Here is a 23,952-nt window from a genome sequence, read left to right as displayed (position 1 = left end):
GAAGTATGAAAATATAGTTACAGATGGAGGAAAGATATGGCAGCAGAAAAAGTGATTCGTACAATTGGAGTTTTGACCAGCGGAGGCGATGCGCCCGGAATGAATGCAGCGATTCGTGCCGTTGTTCGTACAGCATTGGGAAAAGGCGTAAAGGTAAGAGGAATCCGTAAAGGATATCAGGGCCTTCTGGATGAGGAGATTATCGATCTGACTGCAAGAGATGTATCTGATACAATTCAAAGAGGAGGAACAATCCTTCAGACAGCACGCTGTGAAGAAATGCGTACAGAAGAAGGACAGCAGAAAGCAGCAGCTATCTGCAAAAAGTATGGAATCGACGGACTGGTAGTCATCGGAGGGGACGGTTCCTTTGCAGGAGCACAGAAACTGGCAAATCTGGGAATCAATACCATCGGTCTTCCGGGAACCATTGACCTTGATATTGCATGTACCGAATATACCATTGGATTTGATACAGCTGTAAATACGGCAATGGAAGCAATCGATAAAGTCAGAGATACATCCACTTCTCATGAGAGATGTTCTATTATTGAAGTTATGGGCCGTGATGCAGGTTATCTTGCTCTGTGGTGCGGTATTGCAAACGGAGCAGAGCGTATCCTTCTTCCGGAGGAGCACGACTTTAACGAAGAAGCGATCATCGCAGATATTCAGGAATGCCGGAAGCGTGGAAAGAAGAATTACATTATCATTAATGCAGAAGGTATCGGCGGTTCCATTGAGATGGCAAAGAGAATTGAGGAAGCAACAGGAATGGAAACAAGAGCAACCATTCTGGGACACATGCAACGCGGCGGAAGCCCTACATGTAAAGACCGTGTATATGCTTCCATTATGGGCGCAAAGGCAGTGGAGCTTCTTCTGGAAGGAAAGAGCAATCGTGTAGTAGGCTACAGACATGGTGAGTATGTAGACTTTGATATTGATGAAGCGCTGAATATGCAGAAGGGCATTCCGGCGTACCAGTATGAAATTGCAAGAGAGTTGGCGCTGTAAATGACAAAAGATGTATTGATCAGTATTTCCGGTCTCCATTTTGATATGGAAGGAGACAATGGGAACGGTGAGCCGGTAGAGATCATAACGCCGGCTTCCTACTATCTGAAGAACGGAAAGCATTATGTGCTGTACGATGAGGTAGTAGAGGGAGTTCCCGGAAAAATAAAAAATACAATTAAAATTACAGACAGCGATATGTTTGAAATCCGGAAATCCGGCATTGCAAATACCCACATGGTGTTTGAACGGGGAAAAATGAATATGACATCTTATGAAACTCCATTTGGGGAGATGATGGTAGGAATCCACACAAGAAATATTACAACAGAGGTAGAGCAGGAAAAAATAGATGTGCATATCACCTACGCTTTGGATGTCAATAACGAACCTCTGGCCGACTGTGAGATCGACGTGAAGATCTGTCCGATCCGCAGAGAGGATGGGGCAGTAGTAGGTTCCTGATCTTTATAGAGAGAAAGTGCAATGAAAGAATAAAAACAAACCCGCGGGCTTTGAAAAGCTGCGGGTTTTGCTTTTGTCATTCCTATGTCTGTTAAGCTCTGTTTCGAAGTCTTGCCAGAAAGCCTTTTTTCTTGGTCGGTGTTTCCAAAGGACCTCTAAGTCCCTTTACTGCAGTGATGTAAATTCCGCTGACAGTAGCTTTCACTTCTTTCTTTACCGGAATTACATTATAAATATTGGAATCACACATCAATGTCATGATCTTCGGACCGATCTTTGCCTTTACGATCGGCACCTTGGAACGGCGGAGATATTTCGGTGTATTCTCAATGACAATAGAAGGAAGACCGGATTCTTTCAGTTTCATTTTCTTTTTGTCAATGATCAGCATAGATACAGTCTGTGCGGCCGCATCCAGTTTTTCCTGCTGTTCGGCCTGGCGTTTCTCGGCTCTTTTTCCAAGGAAATATAATACAATACAAGCAATGATCAATACGACCAGTATGACCAAGAGAACAATCGTCAATGTATTCACGGGGAACCTCCTCAATCTTAAGTATTTTCGCAAATTTTATTGTAGCATTGTTTCAGAAAGAGCGCAAGTGAAAAAGATGTCATAAAGTGAAAAGTCCATAAAGCGAAAAGAGCTTGTAAACAAAAAGAGTTCTGATTATAATAGAGGAATCACAGGAGGAAGTAAATTTTGCTTCCGGTATTTATTATAGTTATGTAAGGAGAGGAGAAAAATGCTGGAACTTATTGGGGACGGAGCGCAGATGGGTTTCTGGTGGATTATGGACCATCTGCTTTTTATCAATATATTTCTTTCTATCCTGATCATATTTTTTCAGAGAAAAAATCCGATGACAGTGTGGGCGTGGCTTCTGATCCTGTATTTTATTCCGGTTCTGGGCTTCGGTCTGTATTTGCTTCTGGGACAGAACTTCCGAAAAGACAGAATGTTTAAGATGAAGGAGATCGAAGGGGAAGTAAAATATACGATCCGAAGGCAGGAAGAGTCAATCTATCGAAAGAAACTAAGGCTTAGAGATCCGGAGCAGGAACGATTCAAACATCTGATCCTTTACAATCTGAACGAGGCGGAGGCAGTGCTTACCGACAATAATGATATACAGATCTATACAGATGGAAAGGAAAAATTTCAGGCACTTTTAAATGAGATGGAACATGCCAGAAATTATATCCATCTGCAGTACTATATCATTAAGAATGATGAACTTTGGCAGGAAATAGAAGAAGTGCTGATAAGGAAAGCGAGACAGGGTGTGGAAGTGCGCGTTCTCTTTGACAGCATGGGATGCCGAACTATGCGCAACAGCGACTGGGTAAGACTGGAAAACGCCGGCATACAGGTGGCAGAGTTTTTCCCGGCTATCCTGGGAAATCTGCAGCTTAGGATCAATTACCGGAACCACAGGAAGATTGTGGTGATCGATGGGCGGATCGGATTTGTAGGCGGTTTTAATATCGGAAGAGAGTACATTGGAAAGGATAAGAAATTCGGCTACTGGAGGGATACGCATATTTGTATAGAAGGATCGGCAGTCACCTCGCTGGCTGTGAGATTTGTTCTGGACTGGAATTACGCGGCTCGGGAAAATCTGTTTCTGGAAGACCGGATTTTTGAAATCCCCACTTATATACGCAGCGGGCGGGATCCGGTGCAGATCATATCCAGCGGTCCGGACTCCAAAAGCCAGGTTATCCGGAACAATTACCTTAGATTGATCCATCTGGCAAAGAAGAGCATTTATATTCAAACGCCCTATTTCATTCCGGATGACGCTATTCTGGAATCCCTGAAGATTGCGGCCAAATCCGGTATTGATGTAAGGATCATGATCCCCTGTAAACCGGACCATCCTTTTGTTTATTGGGCGACTTATTCCTATATGGGGGATATGGTGGAAGCGGGGGCCAGATGCTATACCTACGACAGAGGATTTCTGCATTCCAAATGTATGTGCGTAGATGGACTTGTTACCTGCATGGGGACTGCAAATATGGACATCCGCAGCTTCAGTCTGAACTTTGAAGTAAATGCCACGATATACAGCGCCAGGACAACAATAAAACTGCAGGAAGCTTTTGAAAATGATATTCCTTACTGTACGCTGATCACAAGAAAGAAATACAAGGCAAGAAGCCTTTATATACGATTCAAGGAACAGTTCTGCCGTCTTCTGTCACCGCTTTTATAGAAAAAGCGGATTTGGAAATGCAGAAAAAAGGGAGTCAAAAAAGAGAGTTGGGGAAAAGGGTTTTCTTTCATGGACAGATGTGCTATGATGAAAAAACAGGCGAAATTATGAGATAAAACAGAGGTGTGAATATGAAAAAGAAAGCAGTTGTATTATTTGCCGGACTTCTTGCATGTTCTGCAATGCTGGGAGGCTGCGGCGGAAATCAGGCGTCCAATGATTATGTAAAAGTGGGCGGATATAAAGGAATTGAAGTGGACAAGGTAGAAGATAAGCAGGAAGTAAGCGACGAGGATGTAGACAACTATATTCAGGCTGTGCGTCAGCAGAATATGGCAGAAGCAGAAGGCGCTGCAGCAGAAGACGGAGATACTGTCAATATTGATTTTGTAGGAAAAATGGATGGCCAGGAGTTTGACGGAGGTTCTGCCCAGGGTCAGGAAGTTACCATCGGATCAGGAAGTTTTATTGATGGATTCGAAGACAGCATCATCGGCCATAAAGCAGGGGAAACTTACGACTGGAACGGTCAGTTCCCGGATCCCTATGAGAATAAGCCGGAATATGCCGGAAAACCTGTTACATTTACGATCACAGTCAATTCCGTTATGCGTATGCCGGAATTGACAGATGAGTTTGTACAAACTGTTTCGGAAGAGTCCAAGACAGTAGATGAATACAAAGAAGAAGTAAAGAAGCTCCTTGAGGACAGCGCGGAAGATAACTACCAGTATGACCTGGAGAGTGAAGCGTGGGATGCAGTGGTTGAAAAGGCGGAAGTGATCAGCTATCCGGAAGATGAGGTTAAAGAGACAGAAGAGCAGATCATCAATAACTACAAGAGCCTTGCAGAAGCATACGGCATGGAATACGAGGACTATATTACCAGCCAGGGTATGGAAGTAGAAGACTTTGAAAAACAGGTCAGTGACGCGGCAGAGAGCAGTGTAAAACAGAAATATCTTGCACAGGCTATTGCAGAGAAAGAAAAACTGACGCTGACAGACAAAGAATATGAAGAGGAATTTAAGAAGCTGGCAGAAGAATACGGATATCCGGATGTTGATACCATGAAGGAATCAGCCAGCGAGGATGAACTGAAGAACATTGTGCTTCAGAATAAAGTAAAAGAATGGCTGGCCGACAACTGTATACAGGTTGTCAATGAATCAGCCGAGTAATCAAAAGTAGAAGAAGACGGGCGTATCGTGAGAATTGATACGTCCGTTTTTTGCGCGATACGCCCGGAGGGCGACCGCCGTGCTTACACGGGCGGGCATCCGCCGGGCAACGCTCATCGAGCGGCAATGCCGCGAGCTGAGCGAGGTATCGCGGTGAGCAGGGAGGGGAAGGGAAGGAATCTTTCCCTATCCCATCGGAAAGAAAAGATAAATTGTAATTTAGTGCCTTTTTTTGTCGATTTTATTGTATACTGTCTGTATGTGAAGGAATAGTTGAAATGACGAAATAATACAATATTTGTCCGGACGGATAAGAGGAATTTATGAGACGGACGAAGGATAAAGGAGAGAGTAAAGTGATAAAGAAAATGACAAACAGTAATATGAAGAAAATAGCGATGGTGCTGGTGATATTAGTGGTGCTGGTCCTTTCCATGACCGTTATCTCAAAAGCAGCAAGTGATCCGGCGAACCACACGGAAACGCTGGAATCATTAGATGAAAAGAAAGAAGATGTTCTGAAACTGACGGCAACATCGGCGGCAGCATCGACGGCCCTTGCAGCAATTCCGGGGGACGCAACCACGCCGGTGGCGAACAAACTGGCAGACTTAACATCATACTTTTTGATTATTCTTATGGTTATCTTTCTGGAAAAATACCTGGTTACCATTACCGGCTATGCCGCATTTACCATACTGATTCCGGTGGCGTGCGTCCTGTTAATAGCAGGACTATGCGCAAATAAGAATTTCTTAAAAGTATTGGCTACTAAGATCGCGGTCTTTGGTCTTGTTATATACCTGATCATTCCCTTTAGTATGAATGTTTCTTCCGTCATAGAACAAACATATGACTCAACAGTGGAAGCAACGATGAAGGAGGCGGAAGATCTTACGGATGAGATAAATGAAAATTCAGATTCTGAAGGCAACATACTCGACCAGGCTATCTCAAAGATCAAAGGCGGAATATCAGGATTATTGGAAAAGGGGGAAGAGCTTTTGAATCGTTTTATCGAAGCCATTGCTGTCATGATGGTAACCTCCTGCCTGATACCGATTCTTGTGCTGCTATTTGCGTTTTGGATCATTCGTATGTTGTTTGGAATACAGATCAATGCACCTAAGGACCTGCCGAAACGGATTTCTTCTAAAATGCCGGGAGGTAAAAAAAGATCCGTGGAATCGAAAAGTCTTTAGAAGGTAAAAGTTATAAAAAGAGATTTGGGGTAAACGAAATTCGGAAGTTTGAAAATGATAGAGAACATTTCAGAGAGGGAGAATGATAGAATCTTCGTTAAAGGCAAGATACCTGTTTGCTTTCATATTTCGTTATATTGGGGAGATATATAATTGAATATGTAGCTGGGATAGAAAATAGGAGGAATAGGTATATGGGAATGTTTGCTAGATTTAAGAAGGATAACGAAGAAAAGAGTGAATCTGTAAAGAAGGATATAACCTTAGTTCAGCAAGGAGAGAACAGCTTAGTATCTGTCGCAGATACAATGCTGCGGGAAACAGATATTGAATGGATAGAAAATAATTCTATTAGTATGCCAATTGGAGAACTTGCTACTTTGGGTAGTGCCGTATCAGCGCTTATGCCAGCACTACGGACTGTGACCCAGACTACATCTGTGGAGGTAAGTGGATTGTATCGACTTGCCAATGCTGCTGCAGGCGATACATTAAAAGTTGCAAAAAATGGGAATTTTTGGGGAGCATTTAAAACGGCTGACGGTTCATCCAAATTTGCACAACTTGTACAGGCCAACTCACCATCTGTTACTACGCAAACAGTAATGCCGATTAATCCTGCAACAATGATGATGGCTGTTGCGTTGTACTCTATAGAGCGACAGTTAGGTGAAATCATCGATATGGAACATCAGATATTGTCTTTTCTTGAGCAGGATAAAGAAGCACAAATTGAGGCAGATCTTAAAACTTTGATTACTATTATCCAAGAATATAAGTTTAACTGGGATAAGGAACAGTATGTATCTAGTCATCACAAGCTAGTATTAGATATTAAGAGGACTGCAGAAAAGAATATTATTTTTTATCAGAAACAGACTGTAGAAACTATGAAATCAAAACAATTATTGGTGAGAAATAAAACAGTCACATCAACAGAGAAGAATTTGGAAAAGAAGTTTAAATATTATAGGCTTTCGGTATATATTTATTCTTTGGCTGCATTTTTGGAAGTAATGTTACTGGGTAATTTTCATGAAGAATACATTTTACAAGTGAAAGGAGCTGTTGAAAAATATTCTGAGGAGTACAGGCAGACTTATACGCTTCTGGCAAGTTATATTAATAAGATAGCAGGAGGTGCTATTGAAGCAAATGCAGTTAATGGAATTGGAACGGCTGGGAAATTAATTGGTAACTTCATAGGAAATATTCCTTTGATTAAGGAAGGGGCAGTTGATGAATGGCTTGTAGAAAGCGGAGCGCATTTGAAACAGACAAGCCAGGATATGAAGAAGAAAGCGTCGAAGAGATTTGAGTTAATGAGTGATGCAGGTACAGAAATTATTGTAAAAAGATTTGAAGAAATAAATAGAATTTACAATCATACTGATTTAATTTGTTTTGATAACGAGAGAATATATCTTGTGGAAAGATAATGACGACTTCTTGGTTCAATAAGAAAGGAAGCAGATATGGAGAGATTTTCAGAGAAGAGTTTGTTGTCTTTGGGAGACTACTACGTATATGGATTGATTGATCCTAGAAACAAACAGATTTTTTATATAGGTAAAGGGAGTGGAAATCGAGTTTTTGAACATGAACGAGAAGGGAAGGAGAATCCTGATAGTGAAAAATTGAAACTAAAAACGATTGCTGAGATAAAATATGCAGGTTTGGAAGTTGAGAAAATAATTATCAGTTCAAATTTAACAGAATCAGAGGCTTTTGCTGCAGAGGCTGCGCTTATAAATACTTTTAATTATGTAAATAATATTGGGCTTACTAATATTGTTGCGGGACATCATTCTTCAGAAGCCTTATCTGTAGAAGATTTTGAGAAAATATATGGAGCAGTAGAGCTACAAGAATCGGATATTAAACATAGGATTTTAGTAATTAAGATAAATAAGCTATATAAAAGGGATATTGATAAGAACACTCTTTATGATTTAGTGCGTGGTGTTTGGAAAGCTTCTTTAAATAGAGTGCAAACGGTAGAGTATGTATTTGGTGTTTATAAGTCTCTTATAGTTGCTGTATATAAACCGACACACTGGTATGTTTGTAAGGAGGCCATAAATAAACTCCCAAGACAGGATATAGAGTTGGATTCAAAAATGGAGAATAGGATATTTTTTGTGGACGAAGGCTTTGAGAAAAATGCTCCGCTGGATGAAGCAGAGAAGTTTTACTTGTATAAATCTATTGCAGCCTTAAAACTTAATCAAAGGGCGCAGAATCCTATTACGTATTTGAATCCAATTGATTAATCAAGTTGATTTTATAAAATAGGGCAATGTTCTATTGGAAACTAATTGGCGAGTGGAAAGTTGTAGAAGAGTACAGGTATAAAAACAGGAAGCAAGGAGGAGCGGGTATGAAATCACGGGGGAAAAGTATAAATTTATTTTTAATGGACGGAGAAGCAACCGGAAGGATTAAATGTACACTTGCAAACTGGACAGGGGTTGCCTATAAAATTCCAAGAACAGAACTTGAAAAATGTAAGGACAGGGAAGACTTGAAGCAAAGCGGTGTTTACTTCCTTTTTGGAATATCTGATGATTCCGGGAAGGAAATTGTGTATATAGGCCAGGCTGGTTCGAGAAAGAACGGCGAAGGTATTTTAAACCGCCTGCAGGAACATAAACGGAATCCCGAAAAAGATTACTGGACAGAAGCGATTGTTTTCACCACATCAAATAATTCATTTGGTCCGACGGAAATCAGCTATCTTGAGAATAGATTTTGCAATTTAGCGCTTGCCGCAAACCGATATGAGGTTAAAAACGGTAATGATCCTACTCATGGCAATATTACAGAAGAAAAAGAATGCGAAATGGAAGAGTTTATCGACAATGCAAAGGTTGTGATGGGCACGCTTGGACATAAATTATTTGAACCTCTGAGAAAACCCGCGTCAGAACAGGGAGGAGAAATATCCGGAAAAGCGGATAGCGATGGCAGACTTCATTTAGAGCGCAACATAAAAAATGTGGGAAAAGTGGAAGCAAACGGCATGCAGACATCAGAGGGTTTTGTAGTTTTGCAGGGCAGCCATATTTCACCGTCAGATGACGATACAATTCCGGCAGTTATAAAAGAACGCCGCCGGAAAGCACGTGTAGATGAATCATTCGTTTTGCAGGAAGATGTTCTTTTTAACAGTCCGTCTTACGCAGCGATGTTTGTTATCGGAAAAAGTGCAAATGGACTGACCAGCTGGAAAAATGAAGCTGGAATCACATTGAAAGCGATGGAGGGAAATGGAGATTTAGAATAGGGGGGAGATGACATGAAATCATATCAGATTAAAGTAATTTTAAAAAATTCCAAGCCACCAGTATGGAGACGCTGTTTGATTCCGGCCGGGATCACGTTTGCACAGCTTGCGCTGATTCTGCAGAAAATTATAGAAACGCAATGGACACCGAATTATGAATATGAGTTCTATCATTCAGGTGTCCGCGTGCACGAATGGATGGAGGAGGAGTCGCATCTTACGGCGTACTATTATGGATATATGTGTGCTTCAGATACATTTATCGATACTCTGGTGGAACAAGATACCTGGTTTACTTTTCGTCCTGGAGATAGAAGTCAGTACAGAGTTGAGATTGAAAAAAGGTTGCCGGATAAGTGTTCATGGCCGTCCGTCATAAAACAGAAAGATTCCACAGAGTTTCGGGAATGGTCAACTATGAACGATGTAAATGAAAAATTGAAAAAGTACTTTCCTATCACCTATGGAGCAGCAGATTACAGAAGCTATGAAGATCTGAGGAGGGAGCTGATCAGATGGAAATATGGGTTTACTGGTACTGAAAATCCGATTGACAGGACAGGCAGGCAGAAGAAATCGTCTGAATCTATTCTGCAGGAAATAGCAGACGGTATCATGCAGCTTCATAAGAAGAAAAAGGAAGAGGAAAAATCAAGGCAGCCAGATATCAAAGAGTTTCTTCTTGGGACAACGAAAAAGGAGCTGCTTGAAATAGCAGATGACTTGGGACTTTCATGTTATAAATCCTTAAATAAAAGCGAGCTGTCAGAGAAAATCAGAGATGAAATATTGAAACCAGATGTTATGGCAAGACGAATGATGCTACTTAGCGACTCTGAAATTCAGGCGTTTGAGCAGGCGCTTTCAAAAGAAAATGGATTTTTCCCAGGTTTTTCAGAAATGGAGAAATTAGAGAAGCTATATGATCTTATGTATGTGATGTTCTATTGTGATGATTATGTAGAAGTTCCCAGAGAAGCAGCGAGAGTATATGAGTTGATCAATACGCCGGAATATCAGGAAAAACGCCGGGGAACATATTGGACGTATCACTGTCTGTTGATGACTGAAATGATATATATATGTGCGCCTGTAAATGTTGTCTGTAAAATGCTGGAGAAATGCCTGAAACACAAAGTTGGAAGGAATGAGTTTGAAGAGTTTTTTTTCAATATACCGCGGGAAGTACAGCGTTATGTATTGAAACATAACCGTATTATTCCTGAAGAAGTTTTTAGAGATGACTTATATTTGGACATTGAAAAAGCCCAGGGTAAAAAAGAATTTTATATTCCCGGAGCCGAAGAAGTTTGGGAATATACAGAAAATGGATACCCTGTTTCAGATCCCTACTATTGCCGTCTGAAGCAAGTCTTAATCCGGGAACTGGAGATTGATTCGGATGATATGGAATCTCTTATGGCGGTGATATGGAATAAGATCAGCATGGGAGAAAGTTTGTCAGATATTATGGAAATTTTCGATGAAGAAGAAATGACATTTCGGACAGAAGAGTCTGTGAAAGAATTTGTTTCTATTATGGCGGATGTAAATAATCATACAAGAATGCCCATCAATAGAGGATGGACACCTGACGAAATGATAAAACGTATGCCAAGGCGACTGCATGAAGGACAGCGTACGAAGATTGTGCCTATGAGCAGCAGCGCCGCAGAAATTCTTGAAAGCGAAGCGGAAAGAGTAAAGGAGATGGGACTGGATATTGATCTGGAATCCAATGCAGATGAGATTACGACTGTGTCTATGCCGGAAGGACCAGGAGAAAAAACTGTACTTGGGAAGAAAAAAATATATCCCAATGATCCATGTCCATGTGGGAGCGGAAAGAAATATAAGAAATGTTGTGGAAGAAAGAGTAAGCCATGATGACGTATTCCGAAACGTGAGGAACGTGATCTATAGTAAGTAAAATACAGACGTGACGTAAATCAAAGTATTTAAAAAATTATAGATATTTACATTCGTTTTTACGAATTGTAGATATCTATTTTTTTATGAGGAAAATTCGTTCCCTGTTAATGAAAAGATCCGCCTGCGGCGCTCTTGGTTCTATAAAAACAGTTCTCGCGAAAAAAACATTTTCTTTTATGGAGGCCGGAAGACGTAGCCGGTTTTCTCTAATAAAAGTCTTTGACTGTGCGTTGCGTGCAGTTATAGGCTAGAAAAGGAAGGTAGGAATGTTATGAAACTGCGGGAAATTTGTGAAACACTGGATATATCCAGAAGAGCCCTGCAAGGGTATGAAAAGGCCGGATTGGTCTCTGCAACAGGTCGGAATAAATATGGGCATTTACTCTATGATGAAACTGCAAAATTAAGAATTGAAAAAATAAAGTTTTATCAACAGCTGGGATTTTCGCTTAAAGAGATTTCATCCCTTATTGATGCGCCCAATATCGTAGTAAAAGAAGCTCTCGAAAAGCAGGTGGAAAAATTAAAAAACGAAAGGACAGAAAAAGATAAATTAATTGAAAAAGCAAATCAAATGATCGCTGCACTGGTAAATGAAAATAATCATAAATAAAGGAGAGGGAACGAATGAAAAACAGGAAAAAAGCAACTATAACGGTAATCTTAGCGGGTGTTGTATTAATCATTGCAGGAATAGTGATTTACACATGTTACCACAGGTGGAATGATGCAACGTGTACAGAACCGAGAACTTGCAGTATTTGTGGAAAAACAGAAGGAGAACCATTGGGACATAAATGGAACAGCGCTACATGTGTAAATCCGCAGATTTGTAAAGTATGCAAGGAGACAAAAGGAAAAGCATTAGGGCATGATCCGGAAACATGGTTGACGGTAACGGAACCCACATGTACTGCGGAAGGAGAAAAGGAAGCAACTTGTAAGAGGTGCGGTGAAAATCTCACAGAAAAGATACCAATGGCAGATCATACACCGGGGGAGTGGACGGTAGCAAAAGATTATAAAGTAAATCGTGACGGTACAGTAACACCTGGAACCCAGTCGGTGTGCTGTTCTGTATGCAAAAAGGAATTGGAGACAAAGGAATACACCATAGAATTAACCAACAGCCAAAAGAATGCAGTTATTCGGGCATATGAAGAAGAAAATTTCTGGCATGTATCGCGAGATTATTTGATTTACGATGTATTGGTAGGGTTTGATTATTTCAGTGTGGAAGATGCCACATTTGCCGTTGACCATATGGAAGTGGATTTCGATGAACAGGCAGTACTATTTGTAAAAGAAAATTCTTCGGGACAGTCCAGAGGCGGGATCGTGGAGATGATGCGCTATTATGGATACACAGAAGAACAGATTAATAATGCACTTGAACAGGCTGGATTTTAGGCATATGACTTGAGGTAGAGGCTGTAGATGAGGAGTTTATTTAAAAACGGAGGCAATGTTTGATGAATGAGAAACAAAAGAGTAACAGATTGATTTCCTATCTGAAAAAAGAACATCTTTTAGGAAAAGTCTTAGCAGGATTATTGATTCTGGCGGCGATTGTGGCTGTAATTATTGGAATAAAGAAAGTTGCATTTTCAGAAAATCAGACTACGAAAATCGGTTTTGAAAATATTGGGGAACTGGCAACACAATCCTCTTACTGCACACAAGTGAATGTTACAGATTCTTCAAAGAAACTTTTTGGTGCCAGTATTCCATTTACAAATAGTAAATACATATACAGTTATGGGATTACTATTAAAGCCGGATATGACTTTAACGAGATAGACTGGAACGAGAAAGGGAATATTATTGAAGTTAAGCTGCCGGAGGTAAAAATATTAAGTTCCGAAATTGATCAGGATTCCTTCAAAGTATATCATGAAGATGAGAGTGTATTTAATCAGGTTACTTTGGAAGGGAATAACGAGGCGCTTACTAAACTGAAGGAGCAGGCGCAGACGGATGCTATAGAAAGCGGTTTGTTTGAAAACGCCCGTGATAATGCAGAAACAATACTTACAAGTTTTTTTGGAAATGTATATGACTTGAATGAGTATGAAATTGTTTTTAAAGATAAATAGAATAGCATTCTATAGGAGGGGCCGGGGTGACACGATAAGTAGTGGGAATGACTTGCAAATCTCCTGCATACATTGTAAAAACGATGAATGCAGGGGATTTTTATGAAAGAATATATTGAAGAAAGGGCGGTAGAGATCGCATGTTATATCATTGAACATAAGGCGACCGTGCGCCAGGCAGCCGGGAAATTCGGAGTTAGTAAATCAACTATACATAAAGACGTAACAGAGCGTCTGATCCAAATCAATCCATCTCTGGCAATGCAGGCCCGCAAGGTGCTGGACATGAATAAATCCGAACGCCATATACGGGGAGGACTTGCTACCCGGGAAAAATATAAGGGAAAACATTTGCATTGTTGACTTGAAAGGTGTAAATTTACCCGATATAATTTAAGAAGAAAGCAGGGTACTTGTTGACTGGAGCAGGCTTCAGGGAGGAAGATAGAATATGGATGCAAAAGAAAAAGAGATACTGATGGATGCCGGAATCGATGTAGACGGCGGAATAGAGCGGTGTATGGGAAATGAGGCGCTGTATAAGAAGCTTATAAAACGCATCTGGCAGGATACCAATTATCAGGAGGTTCTGTCAGGAATGGAAGCAGGCAGCATGGATCAGGTGCTGAAGGCAGCGCATACTTTAAAAGGAATCAGCGGAAATTTAGGTTTTACCCGGTTATATGAAATAACAGAAGAGATCGTAAAACAGATCCGGGAAGAACATTATGAGGAAATAGGAGATAAAATAGCGGAGCTGACAGAAAACTATGAGAAAGTAATGTCCGCTCTTGATAAGACAGGCAACCATTAAGATAAATAATAATACGGAAAAGGAAATCATGCGCTGCAGGCTTTGAAGAAAATCTGCAGCGCAAGTTATTGTATTCCCGGGGACATTGGGATATGATAGACGTTGTGAGAATACAAAGGAGGAAAAATATGCGTTATCCGATCAATGACGAATGGTACTTTACAGAACATTATAGAGGAAGCCTTAATAGTATGCCGTCCGAAAGACTGGAGGAATTGGAAAAAATAAGAGTTCCCCATACTGTGAAACATCTGCCGGTCCGCTACTTAGATGAGAAAGAGTATCAGATGATCAGCGGCTATGTAAAGGAATTGAATATTCCGGCGGAATGGTCGGGAAAATCGGTTGTCCTGGTTATGGAAGGAGCCGCACATCAGGCAGAGCTGTACTGCAATGGGCAGAGTGTAGGTATTCATAGCTGCGGATATACTGCGTTCAAAGCAGACTTGTCTTCCTTTTTGAAATATGGCGCTGTCAACCGGATCGTGGTGAGACTGGACAGCAGGGAGAGCCTGGATATTCCGCCTTTTGGATATGTGATCGACTACCTTACATATGGAGGAATTTACCGGCCGATCTATCTGGATGTCAGGGAAAAGATTCATTTTAAAGATGTCTTTGTACAGGCTGACGATAAGAAACATGCCAGAATACAGGTGGAAGCGGAAGTGACAGACAATTGCACGATCCGCGCGTGGGTCATGAATAGTCAGGGCGAGATTTTCGCAAGGATGGAAGAACAGAAATTCCAGGAAAATTTCCATATGCATGTGCCCCGGGCCGGGCTGTGGGATACAGAACATCCCCAGCTTTATATCCTTCATCTGGAAATTTTGAAATACGGGCAGGTGATGGACAGTGAAGAGGTGCGCTTTGGATTCCGCAGTATTGAAATGAAAACAGACGGGTGTTATCTCAACGGCAGCAGGATCGAAATAAGAGGATTAAACAGACACCAGAGCTGGCCTTATTTCGGATATGCTGCGCCCAGGAGAGCCCAGAGGCTGGATGCGGAAATTTTAAAATATGAGCTTGGGTGCAATGCGGTGCGTACAAGTCACTATCCTCAGAGCCATGATTTTATAGACCGCTGCGACGAACTTGGACTTTTGGTTTTTACAGAGATACCGGGCTGGCAGCATATCGGCGGGATCCAGTGGAAAGCCCAGGCGGTTAAAAATACAGAAGAAATGATCCGTCAGTTCAGAAATCATCCCAGTATTTTCATGTGGGGCGTTCGGATCAATGAAAGCCAGGATGATGATGCGTTTTACCAGGAGACAAACGAAACAGCCCACCGTCTGGATCCTACCAGGCCGACAGGCGGAGTCCGTGCAATAAAAAACAGTCATCTGCTGGAAGATGTCTACACCTATAATGATTTTGTGCATAATGGGAAAAATCGGGGCTGTGAACCAAGGAATGCAGTGACCGAAAATGCGGAGAAAGCCTACCTGATTTCCGAATTTAACGGGCATATGTTTCCAACAAAAAGCTGGGACAGTGAGGCTCATCGGCGGGAACATGCAATCCGTCATGCCAGAGTTCTTAATGCAGCGGCAGCAGGACAAAATATCAGCGGCTGTTTTGGATGGTGTATGTTTGATTATAATACACATAAGGAGTTTGGAAGCGGAGACAGGATCTGTTATCATGGCGTACTGGATATGTTCCGGAATCCTAAACTGGCGGCTGCTGTGTACGAATCCCAGCAGGATGCCAAGCCTGTGCTGGAGATAAGCAGCACGATGAATATAGGAGAACAGCCGGGCGGCTATATAGGCGGAGTTGTTGTGCTGACAAATGGAGACAGCGTGCGCCTGTACAAAAATAATGAGCTGATCGGGCAGTATTTTCCAGCGCCGTCCTATGGGCATCTCATGCATCCGCCGGTAGTGATCACAGATTTTGTGGGAGAGAGTCTGGAAAAGAAGGAAGGCTTCGATGAGAAAACCGCTGACCTCATAAAACAATGTCTGAAGTGGAAAGAAAGTAATCCGCAAGATCCCCTTCCCACTAAGATTCGGATGGCATATGCGCGCCTTAAATGGCTTAAGGGGATCGGAGAAAAGAAGATGCAGGAGCTGTTTGACAAATACATGGGAGGATGGGGAGACGAAACGACTGTCTGGCGCTTTGAGGCTGTTCGGGGAGACAGAGTGATAAAAACAGTGACGGTTTCTCCGGCAGAAAAGCTTCATCTGGAAATAAAGGCAGATATGAAAATCTTTGACGGAGCAGACATCTGCCAGATGTATGAAGACGAGACATGGGATATGGTTAGTCTGCGGATCCGTGCCCTGGATCAGAATGGAAATCTGGCGCCTTACTGCAATGATGTGCTTCACTTCGAAGCAGAAGGGGCAGTCTGCATCAACGGTCCTTCCAGTATAGCGATGGAGGGCGGAATGGCCGGATGTTATGTATGTACAAAAGGCGAGGAAGGCGAAGGAAAGCTGCATATATATCGCGGAGAACAGAAAGTGGAAACGAGAATTTTCCAGGTGAAATTATGCAAGAGGGAGGAAGAACATCCATAAAGAGAGGATGGAAAGATAAATGAGGGGAAACCTAAGCACAGATAAGAAAAATTATTTATTTGACAATAAAGCGCTGGCAGCTTTGATCATTCCGCTGATCGTAGAGCAGCTGCTCGCTGTTTTGGTGGGAATGGCGGACAGCATTATGGTGGCAAGCGTCGGAGAAGCGGCTGTATCCGGCGTATCATTGGTGGACAACATTATGGTCCTTTTGATCAACGCTTTTTCTGCTCTTGCAACAGGCGGTGCAGTTGTGGCAGGCCAATATCTTGGACAGGGCAGCAAAAAAGGAGCCTGCAAATCTGCTACACAGCTTGTCTGGTTTATTACGATATGCGCCCTTGTCATTACCATATTGATCTATGTGTTTAAATATTGGATCCTGCACGGCGTTTTCGGACAGATTGAACCGGATGTGATGAATCATGCCAATACTTATCTTATGATCGTGACGGCGTCCATTCCATTTATTGCACTTTATAACGGAGGCGCCGCTATTTTCCGGACAATGGGAAATTCCGAAATTTCCATGCGGGTATCTATTGTAATGAATATAATCAACGTTTCCGGAAATGCCATATTGATCTACGGATTCCACAGAGGAACAGAAGGGGTAGCCATCCCTACATTAGTTTCAAGAATTACAGCGGCGGTACTGATCATTGTACTTTTGTGTAATCAGAAACGATCTGTGTGCATTGAGCCGACATGGCGGTATCATGCCGACTGGTCTATGATCCGTAAAATTCTGAATATCGGTGTGCCGAACGGGCTGGAGAACAGTATGTTCCAGCTTGGAAAAATTATTGTTTTAAGTCTCGTATCCACATTCGGTACATATGCCATTGCGGCCAATGCGGTGGCTAATGCAGTGGCTCTCTTCCAGATTCTTCCGGGAATGGCGATTTCCCTTGCAATCACAACAGTCATTGCAAGATGTGTGGGAGCAGGGGACTATGCACAGGTCAAATATTACACAAAAAAACTGATTGCAGTGACCTATGTATGCGTGTGGGTCATCAATGGGCTGATCTTCCTCTTGATGCCGCTTATTTTAAAGGCCTATCAGCTCTCTGATGTGACAGCTGGGGCAGCAAGACAGATCATGATTTTTCACGCTGTTTCCTGTATGCTTGTGTGGCCGGTCGCATTCAGCCTTCCGGCAACTTTCCGGGCAGCCGGAGATGCAAAGATGTGTATGATCATCTCTGTAATTTCCATGTGGATCTTCCGGATCATTTTCAGTTATATTTTGGGAAAATATGTGGGAATGGGCGTGCTCGGCGTATGGGTTGCCATGGTCATTGACTGGATCGTAAGAGCGATCTGTTTTGTAATACGCTACTTCAGCGGAAGGTGGAAACACCAGGCTCTGGCCGGATAGGAATACCTGAAAAAGAATTAGGAATTTTGATTGCCAATATAAGGAGGCTACATTATAATAGAACTAACGTATCGGCATATCCGAGGATATGCCGGTCAACATGTGAGGAAACATAAGGAGGAACACAGGTGAAAAGAGAATTAGTTATTGTATTGGACTTTGGTGGTCAGTACAATCAGCTCGTGGCAAGACGTGTCCGCGAGAGCAACGTGTACTGTGAAATTTACTCTTACAAAACTGATATTGAGACCATTAAAAAGATGAATCCAAAAGGAATTATTTTAACTGGCGGCCCGAACAGCTGCTATCTGGAGGATTCACCGACATACAGCCGCGAACTGTTTGAAATGGGCATTCCGGTTCTTGGACTTTGCTATGGAGCACAGCTTATGATGCATGTGCTGGGCGGAAAAGTAGAACGTGCGTCTGTCCGCGAATATGGAAAAACTGAGGTAATGGTGGATAAAACTTCCCCATTATTTGAAAACGTATCTGAAAAAACAATCTGCTGGATGAGCCATTTTGACTATATTTCAAAAATCGCTCCGGGATTCCGCATTACAGCACATACAGCAGACTGCCCGGTGGCAGCAGCAGAAAATGCAGAACAAAAGCTGTACGCAATACAGTTCCATCCGGAAGTGCTTCATACGCAGGAAGGAACAAAAATGCTCTATAATTTCGTGAGGGGTGTCTGCGGATGCTCAGGAGACTGGAGAATGGATTCCTTTGTGGAGACATCTATCCAGGCGATCCGCGAAAAAGTAGGAGACGGAAAAGTATTGTGCGCGCTGTCCGGTGGCGTAGACTCTTCCGTGGCAGCAGTTATGCTCTCCAAAGCCATTGGAAATCAGCTGACATGTGTCTTTGTAGATCATGGTCTTCTCCGTAAAAACGAAGGAGATGAAGTAGAGGCAGTGTTTGGCCCTGACGGACCTTATGACCTGAACTTTATCCGCGTCAATGCACAGGAGCGTTTCTACAGCAAGCTGGCAGGCGTGGAAGAGCCGGAAAAGAAGAGAAAAATCATCGGAGAAGAATTTATCCGTGTATTTGAAGAAGAAGCAAAGAAGATCGGGGCAGTCGATTTCCTTGTACAGGGAACGATTTACCCGGACGTTGTGGAAAGCGGACTTGGCGGAGAATCTGCCGTCATCAAATCCCATCACAACGTGGGGGGACTTCCTGACTATGTAGATTTTAAAGAAATCATAGAGCCCTTGCGCGACCTGTTCAAAGACGAAGTCCGCAAAGCAGGTCTTGAAATGGGCATTCCGGAATACCTTGTATTCCGTCAGCCATTCCCGGGACCGGGACTTGGAATCCGGATCATCGGTGAAGTAACTGCAGAAAAGGTACGTATGGTACAGGATGCAGATGCGATCTACCGGGAAGAAATCGCAAACGCAGGTCTTGACCGCAGCATCGGCCAGTATTTTGCCGGCCTTACCAATATGCGCAGCGTTGGAGTTATGGGAGATGAGAGAACCTATGACTATGCGGTAGCGCTTAGAGCTGTTAACACAGTAGACTTTATGACTGCAGAGGCAGCGGAGATTCCGTTTGAAGTGCTCAATAAGGTGATGAGCCGGATTATTAACGAAGTACGGGGGGTCAATAGGGTTATGTATGATCTGACCAGTAAACCGCCGGGAACGATAGAGTTCGAATAGTAAACAGGGAGCCGGGAAGCCGCATAAACACTGGGTTTCCCGGCTTATCATATGCTCCGTGGTACTATTTTGGAACTAAAATTGCAATGAGTAAAAATGAATAAAGAGATAGAAATGTGTAGAAAGCTGTTTGTTCTTTTAATTGAGAGCAGGCGGCTTTTTTGCGTTCCTTTATAGGAAATTCCGATTTTTGGATAAGGGGGAAAAAGCCCTACTGATCGAACATATGTTAAATCAACAGGGGAGTGGGCATGACAATAGGACGATGGTTAGATTTAGAAGATATAAAAACCTTCTTCTCCAAACAAATCGTCAAAAGGGTCGTCTTCATTCAGAAAATAATCCATATCCAGAAGGTCATCCTCGCTCATATGGCGAATGTCCTCGGATGTCATTCCTTCGGGTGGATTCTCTATGTACTTTTTGCGCAGTTCCTCAATATCTGGTTTCATGGTAAGCAACCTCCTTTGAGAGGATTATATCACAACGGTTCTACGCGGAGGAACGCTTTCCACGAGATTTGGACATTACTTTCTCGTACATTTCTTCGAGAGGTACGCGCTTGTGGTTGTAATAAAGTTCCAAGAACTCCATTTTATGATTACACTCGGAACAATACAGGGGGTCATATCCGAAGGAGAGAAAAAGAGATGTTCTCCATTGAGTGAAGCTGCGGTATATCCTATGCTTTTCTTTTGAGATGACACGGTGCAGTTTTGAATCAATCTTGCGGTGCCTTGCATACAGACCGCCATAGCGGATCATTTTAAAATGTTTTTCCGGGATGTGTCGGATGAGACGTTTTATGAAATCCATAACAGGCAAAGTTTCTTCCACATACTGTTCATCTTCGTGACGGTTATAGTGGAAAGTAACGATATCTCCGTCATACCGGTCAATCCTGGAAGTGGCAATTACTGGCCTGCCAAGATAGCGGCCGATGTATTTAGCCACTACTTTCGGATCGCAGAGATTCGGTTTAGCATAGACATAGAAGCCCTGCTTATGCTGAGTGTAACATTTCGCTTTCACTTTTTTGAAAGAAGGTCCAATCCGGTCTTCCAGTTCATTGAGAAGAGCCGTGCGGAAAGCATTGCGCAGATAGTTGTAGTTAAAGTGTTTTACATGGCGCCAGAAGCCGTCATTACTGTAGCCACCTTCGGAAAGGAGGCAGTGAATGTGGGGATTCCATTTGAGATCGCGGCCAAAAGTATGAAGGACCATGATATAGCCGGGAGTAAAATTTTGGGCATGGTTTAGATTGAAAAACATCCTTGATATTACACTGGAGACGGAATGGAAGAGACAGTTCAGAAGAGATCGGTCCTGAAGGAAGAAGCTGCGGAGATTTTCATCAATAGTAAAAACGCAATGGCGGTGTTGGACGCTAACGAGTTTGAAAGACATACTGGTGGTGCGTTCCATAGAATATTTGTTGCCACATGAAGGGCAAAAACGGCTGTGACAGCGGAAAGGAACGAATTTGAAGTTCCCGCAGTGCGGACAATTGTACATGGCACCGCCAAAAGAAGGATCACCACAGTTGATCATCTTATTGATATTTTCCATCTCAGTCTCTCTGGGATGAAGAGTATATTTAATTTCTTCATAATGGTCTGCAAAGATTCTTTGTAAGATGTTCATAAGTCTATTATGCAAGAAAAAGTAACAAAAGAAAACCCCCTATCCCCTCATGATTGAGGGGTAGGGGAGTTGAATAGGCGAAGCCTATTTTTTATATAATATATGGCTGCCTGCCAGAGCAAAAAGAAAGAGAGGAATTATTTATGAAGAAAACGAGAAAAGCTGCAAGTAATGTAAACAATGCTGTTAATCTGATCTCCGGAGCCTATACATTGCCCTTGATCGATAAATTGTTTTCCAACAGCAATAGAATTGAGGATATGGATGATATTTATTTCTCCATAACTGCATTGGTGGACACAGACAGAATCAGCGAGGCGTTCCATATGATAAGAGGATTGTTTGGAATTGCCGGTATGGAATATCCGCAGGAGATCGCACAGTTGGAAAAATCGGAAGAACTGCAGGAATCTTTTGTGTCGGAATTTATTTTTGATTTTTATGATATGATTGAGGATAAGAGGGTAGAAACAGAAGAACAGGAAATTCCCGTTTAAAATGCGGGAATATTACATAGCCGGAAGGTTTTCAATTTGCGAAAATCATCCGGTTTTTTCATGCCTATTTTTATACATAGTCATTTCCCTACACGGGAAGATGGCTATTAAATTTTCAGGAAAGGAGGGAACCGTTATGGCGAATTGCAAAGTAATTGCGATTGCCAACCAGAAAGGCGGAACGGGGAAAACCACCACGACTGTCAACTTAGGGATCGGACTTGCCAGAGAAGGGAAAAAGGTCCTTCTGGTAGACGCTGATCCACAGGGCGATCTGACAACCTCACTAGGGTGGCCGGAGCAGGATAATCTTTCTGTGACGCTTGCCACACAGTTAGAGGGCATTGTGGCTGACCGGGAAATGGATAGCCACGCCGGGATTTTACACCATGAGGAAGGCGTTGATCTGATCCCGTCTAACATTGAACTTGCAGGACTGGAAGTTATGCTTGTCAATGCCATGAGCCGGGAACTGACGCTGAAAAACTATCTGAATGAAGTGAAAAACGGATATGATTATGTGTTGATTGACTGTATGCCGAGTTTGGGTATGCTGACAATCAATGCACTGGCGGCGTCAGATAGTGTAATTGTTCCGGTACAGGCTCAGTATCTTCCGGCAAAGGGAATGACACAGCTTATGAAAACAATCGGGAAGGTACAAAGGCAGATCAATCCGGCGCTGAAGGTAGACGGAGTGCTTTTAACACTTGCGGATATGAGGACAAATCTGGCCCGTGTGACCGCAGAAAGTATCCGGCAGAATTATGGGAGGATGGTCAAGGTTTACCAGACGGTCATTCCGGTTGGCGTGAAAGCAGCGGAAACGAGTGCCGCAGGACAAAGCATTTACAGCTATGACAAAAACAGTACAGTCGCTAAAGCCTATGCGTCATTTACAAGGGAGGTGGTACGGGATGGCGAAAGGCAGAGAAATAAAATTGCCCCTTCCCGCAGCCGATGATCTGTTCAGCACGCAGGAGGAACGTGATGAGGCTAAGCGGGAGTATGTGGCAGATATTCCTCTGATAGAAATCAGCGACTTTCCCAATCATCCGTATAAAGTAAAGCAGGATGAAAGTATGCTGGAACTGGCGGCGAGTATCCGGGAGAAAGGCGTGGTCAATCCTGCTCTGGTGCGCCCGAAACCGGAAGGCGGTTATGAAATGGTAGCAGGACACCGGAGAAAATTCGCTAGTGAGCTTGCCGGGAAAACGGTCATGCCCTGTATTGTGCGAAATCTGACAGATGATGAAGCCACAATTATCATGGTGGACTCTAACCTGCAAAGGGAGAAAGTCTTACCGTCAGAAAAAGCCTTTGCTTATAAAATGAAGTTGGAGGCCATGAACAGACAAGCAGGACGCCCTAGTAAAAATATGACACCAGTGGTGTCAAATTCTTTAGGTATAAGAACAAATGAGGTTCTGGCAAAAGAAGTGGGCGAAAGCAGAGAGACAATCCGTCGCTATATCCGCCTTACTGAACTCATCACACCTATTCTGGATATGGTGGATGAGGGGAAGATTGCCATGCGTCCGGCGGTAGAACTGTCTTACCTGCCGAAAGAACAACAGCAGGTGCTTTTTGACACAATGGAACAGGAGGATTGTACTCCAAGTCACGCACAGGCCATTAAAATGCGGAAGTTTGCAGAGGCGGGAAAGTTGAATGAGGATGTGATCCTGTCGATTATGATAGAGGAAAAGCCGAACCAAGTGGAGCAGTTTAAAATCCCGAAAAAGAGGATTGACAAATATTTCTCTCCGGGAACCACGCCAAAGCAGATGGAGGACACAATCATTAAGGCACTGGAACTGTATCGCAGACGGGAGAGAGGACGGGAGAGATAAGAGGACGCCAGGGGGAAAGTGGGTTCCTATGTGGCTTTCCAGTTTTCCCGATTTTCTGGTTCCCCCTTCCCACACCCTACCCCTTCCGGATTACCAGCAGTTTACCAGCCGAAAAGAAGAATAAGGAGCCGGTGGCTATCCACATT

23 protein-coding genes are annotated in these 23,952 nt (G+C 42.8%); 20 read left to right on the top strand and 3 right to left on the bottom strand.

Features of this window, described 5'->3' with window-relative positions; genetic code table 11:
* Nucleotides 1-36 precede the first annotated feature (36 nt).
* Nucleotides 37-1,017, top strand: a complete 981-nt coding sequence (gene pfkA / locus EUBC25_RS05290; protein WP_230107129.1) for a 6-phosphofructokinase — start codon at nt 37-39, stop codon at nt 1,015-1,017.
* A complete protein-coding gene (locus EUBC25_RS05285) occupies nt 1,018-1,482 on the top strand; it encodes a YwiB family protein (RefSeq protein WP_230107128.1) in 465 nt (154 codons plus the stop codon).
* Between the two features lie 91 nt (nt 1,483-1,573).
* Here EUBC25_RS05285 and EUBC25_RS05280 read toward each other — a convergent pair whose 3' ends face one another.
* The gene (locus EUBC25_RS05280; protein ID WP_230107127.1) at nt 1,574-2,017 is read right to left on the bottom strand and encodes a hypothetical protein; all 444 of its coding nucleotides are present in this window, start codon (nt 2,015-2,017) and stop codon (nt 1,574-1,576) included.
* A gap of 211 nt (nt 2,018-2,228) precedes the next feature.
* Here EUBC25_RS05280 and cls point away from each other — a divergent pair, with 211 nt between their 5' ends.
* The 15 genes from cls (at nt 2,229) to guaA (ending at nt 19,812) form a co-directional block, all read left to right on the top strand.
* The gene (cls, locus tag EUBC25_RS05275; RefSeq protein ID WP_230107126.1) at nt 2,229-3,704 is read left to right on the top strand and encodes a cardiolipin synthase; all 1,476 of its coding nucleotides are present in this window, start codon (nt 2,229-2,231) and stop codon (nt 3,702-3,704) included.
* Nucleotides 3,705-3,835: 131 nt separating this feature from the next.
* A complete protein-coding gene (tig, locus tag EUBC25_RS05270; protein WP_230107125.1) occupies nt 3,836-4,885 on the top strand; it encodes a trigger factor in 1,050 nt (349 codons plus the stop codon).
* A 323-nt stretch (nt 4,886-5,208) separates the two neighbouring features.
* Nucleotides 5,209-6,087 (top strand): hypothetical protein, encoded by an 879-nt coding sequence (locus EUBC25_RS05265; RefSeq protein WP_230107124.1) that lies wholly within the window; start codon nt 5,209-5,211, stop codon nt 6,085-6,087.
* A gap of 194 nt (nt 6,088-6,281) precedes the next feature.
* On the top strand, nt 6,282-7,526 hold the full coding sequence (locus tag EUBC25_RS05260; protein ID WP_230107123.1) for a hypothetical protein: 1,245 nt from the start codon (nt 6,282-6,284) through the stop codon (nt 7,524-7,526).
* A 36-nt stretch (nt 7,527-7,562) separates the two neighbouring features.
* The gene (locus EUBC25_RS05255) at nt 7,563-8,360 is read left to right on the top strand and encodes an LEM-3-like GIY-YIG domain-containing protein (RefSeq protein ID WP_230107122.1); all 798 of its coding nucleotides are present in this window, start codon (nt 7,563-7,565) and stop codon (nt 8,358-8,360) included.
* A 107-nt stretch (nt 8,361-8,467) separates the two neighbouring features.
* Nucleotides 8,468-9,373: a GIY-YIG nuclease family protein gene (locus tag EUBC25_RS05250; protein ID WP_230107121.1), complete on the top strand. Its 906-nt coding sequence runs from the start codon at nt 8,468-8,470 to the stop codon at nt 9,371-9,373.
* 12 nt (nt 9,374-9,385) lie between these two features.
* Nucleotides 9,386-11,260 carry an IS1096 element passenger TnpR family protein gene (locus EUBC25_RS05245; protein ID WP_230107120.1) on the top strand — a complete coding sequence of 625 codons (1,875 nt, stop codon included), beginning with the start codon at nt 9,386-9,388 and terminating at the stop codon, nt 11,258-11,260.
* 316 nt (nt 11,261-11,576) lie between these two features.
* The gene (locus tag EUBC25_RS05240) at nt 11,577-11,918 is read left to right on the top strand and encodes a MerR family transcriptional regulator (RefSeq protein WP_230107119.1); all 342 of its coding nucleotides are present in this window, start codon (nt 11,577-11,579) and stop codon (nt 11,916-11,918) included.
* 14 nt (nt 11,919-11,932) lie between these two features.
* Nucleotides 11,933-12,715 (top strand): Ltp family lipoprotein, encoded by a 783-nt coding sequence (locus tag EUBC25_RS05235; RefSeq protein ID WP_230107118.1) that lies wholly within the window; start codon nt 11,933-11,935, stop codon nt 12,713-12,715.
* 62 nt (nt 12,716-12,777) lie between these two features.
* A complete protein-coding gene (locus EUBC25_RS05230; RefSeq protein WP_230107117.1) occupies nt 12,778-13,401 on the top strand; it encodes a DUF4230 domain-containing protein in 624 nt (207 codons plus the stop codon).
* A gap of 102 nt (nt 13,402-13,503) precedes the next feature.
* The gene (spoIIID, locus tag EUBC25_RS05225; protein ID WP_230107116.1) at nt 13,504-13,764 is read left to right on the top strand and encodes a sporulation transcriptional regulator SpoIIID; all 261 of its coding nucleotides are present in this window, start codon (nt 13,504-13,506) and stop codon (nt 13,762-13,764) included.
* A gap of 88 nt (nt 13,765-13,852) precedes the next feature.
* Nucleotides 13,853-14,215 (top strand): Hpt domain-containing protein, encoded by a 363-nt coding sequence (locus tag EUBC25_RS05220; protein ID WP_230107115.1) that lies wholly within the window; start codon nt 13,853-13,855, stop codon nt 14,213-14,215.
* A 128-nt stretch (nt 14,216-14,343) separates the two neighbouring features.
* Nucleotides 14,344-16,755 (top strand): glycoside hydrolase family 2 protein, encoded by a 2,412-nt coding sequence (locus tag EUBC25_RS05215; RefSeq protein ID WP_230107114.1) that lies wholly within the window; start codon nt 14,344-14,346, stop codon nt 16,753-16,755.
* A 19-nt stretch (nt 16,756-16,774) separates the two neighbouring features.
* Nucleotides 16,775-18,139 carry an MATE family efflux transporter gene (locus EUBC25_RS05210; RefSeq protein WP_230107113.1) on the top strand — a complete coding sequence of 455 codons (1,365 nt, stop codon included), beginning with the start codon at nt 16,775-16,777 and terminating at the stop codon, nt 18,137-18,139.
* 128 nt (nt 18,140-18,267) lie between these two features.
* Complete coding sequence (gene guaA, locus EUBC25_RS05205) at nt 18,268-19,812, top strand: glutamine-hydrolyzing GMP synthase (RefSeq protein WP_230107112.1); 1,545 nt, start codon at nt 18,268-18,270, stop codon at nt 19,810-19,812.
* Between the two features lie 275 nt (nt 19,813-20,087).
* Here guaA and EUBC25_RS05200 read toward each other — a convergent pair whose 3' ends face one another.
* Together EUBC25_RS05200 and EUBC25_RS05195 are read right to left on the bottom strand one after the other, a co-directional pair.
* Entirely contained in the window at nt 20,088-20,264 is a 177-nt protein-coding gene (locus EUBC25_RS05200; RefSeq protein WP_164488446.1) for a hypothetical protein, read from the bottom strand.
* Nucleotides 20,265-20,304: 40 nt separating this feature from the next.
* Nucleotides 20,305-21,456, bottom strand: a complete 1,152-nt coding sequence (locus EUBC25_RS05195) for an IS91 family transposase (RefSeq protein ID WP_463510212.1) — start codon at nt 21,454-21,456, stop codon at nt 20,305-20,307.
* Between the two features lie 143 nt (nt 21,457-21,599).
* Between EUBC25_RS05195 and EUBC25_RS05180 the strand changes: the two genes are divergently transcribed.
* The 3 genes from EUBC25_RS05180 (at nt 21,600) to EUBC25_RS05170 (ending at nt 23,806) form a co-directional block, all read left to right on the top strand.
* On the top strand, nt 21,600-21,953 hold the full coding sequence (locus EUBC25_RS05180; RefSeq protein ID WP_230107111.1) for a hypothetical protein: 354 nt from the start codon (nt 21,600-21,602) through the stop codon (nt 21,951-21,953).
* 136 nt (nt 21,954-22,089) lie between these two features.
* A complete protein-coding gene (locus EUBC25_RS05175) occupies nt 22,090-22,917 on the top strand; it encodes a ParA family protein (RefSeq protein WP_076779361.1) in 828 nt (275 codons plus the stop codon).
* The gene (locus tag EUBC25_RS05170) at nt 22,871-23,806 is read left to right on the top strand and encodes a ParB/RepB/Spo0J family partition protein (protein ID WP_230107110.1); all 936 of its coding nucleotides are present in this window, start codon (nt 22,871-22,873) and stop codon (nt 23,804-23,806) included. The genes EUBC25_RS05175 and EUBC25_RS05170 overlap by 47 nt, the downstream gene beginning before the upstream one ends.
* Nucleotides 23,807-23,952: the final 146 nt, after the last annotated feature.

The sequence above is a fragment of the Claveliimonas bilis genome (assembly GCF_020892095.1).
In the GTDB taxonomy this organism is placed as follows: Bacteria; Bacillota; Clostridia; order Lachnospirales; family Lachnospiraceae; genus Claveliimonas; species Claveliimonas bilis.
The sequence above is the reverse complement of the archived record's forward strand: the minus strand, read 5'-3'. Positions and strand labels throughout refer to the sequence as shown.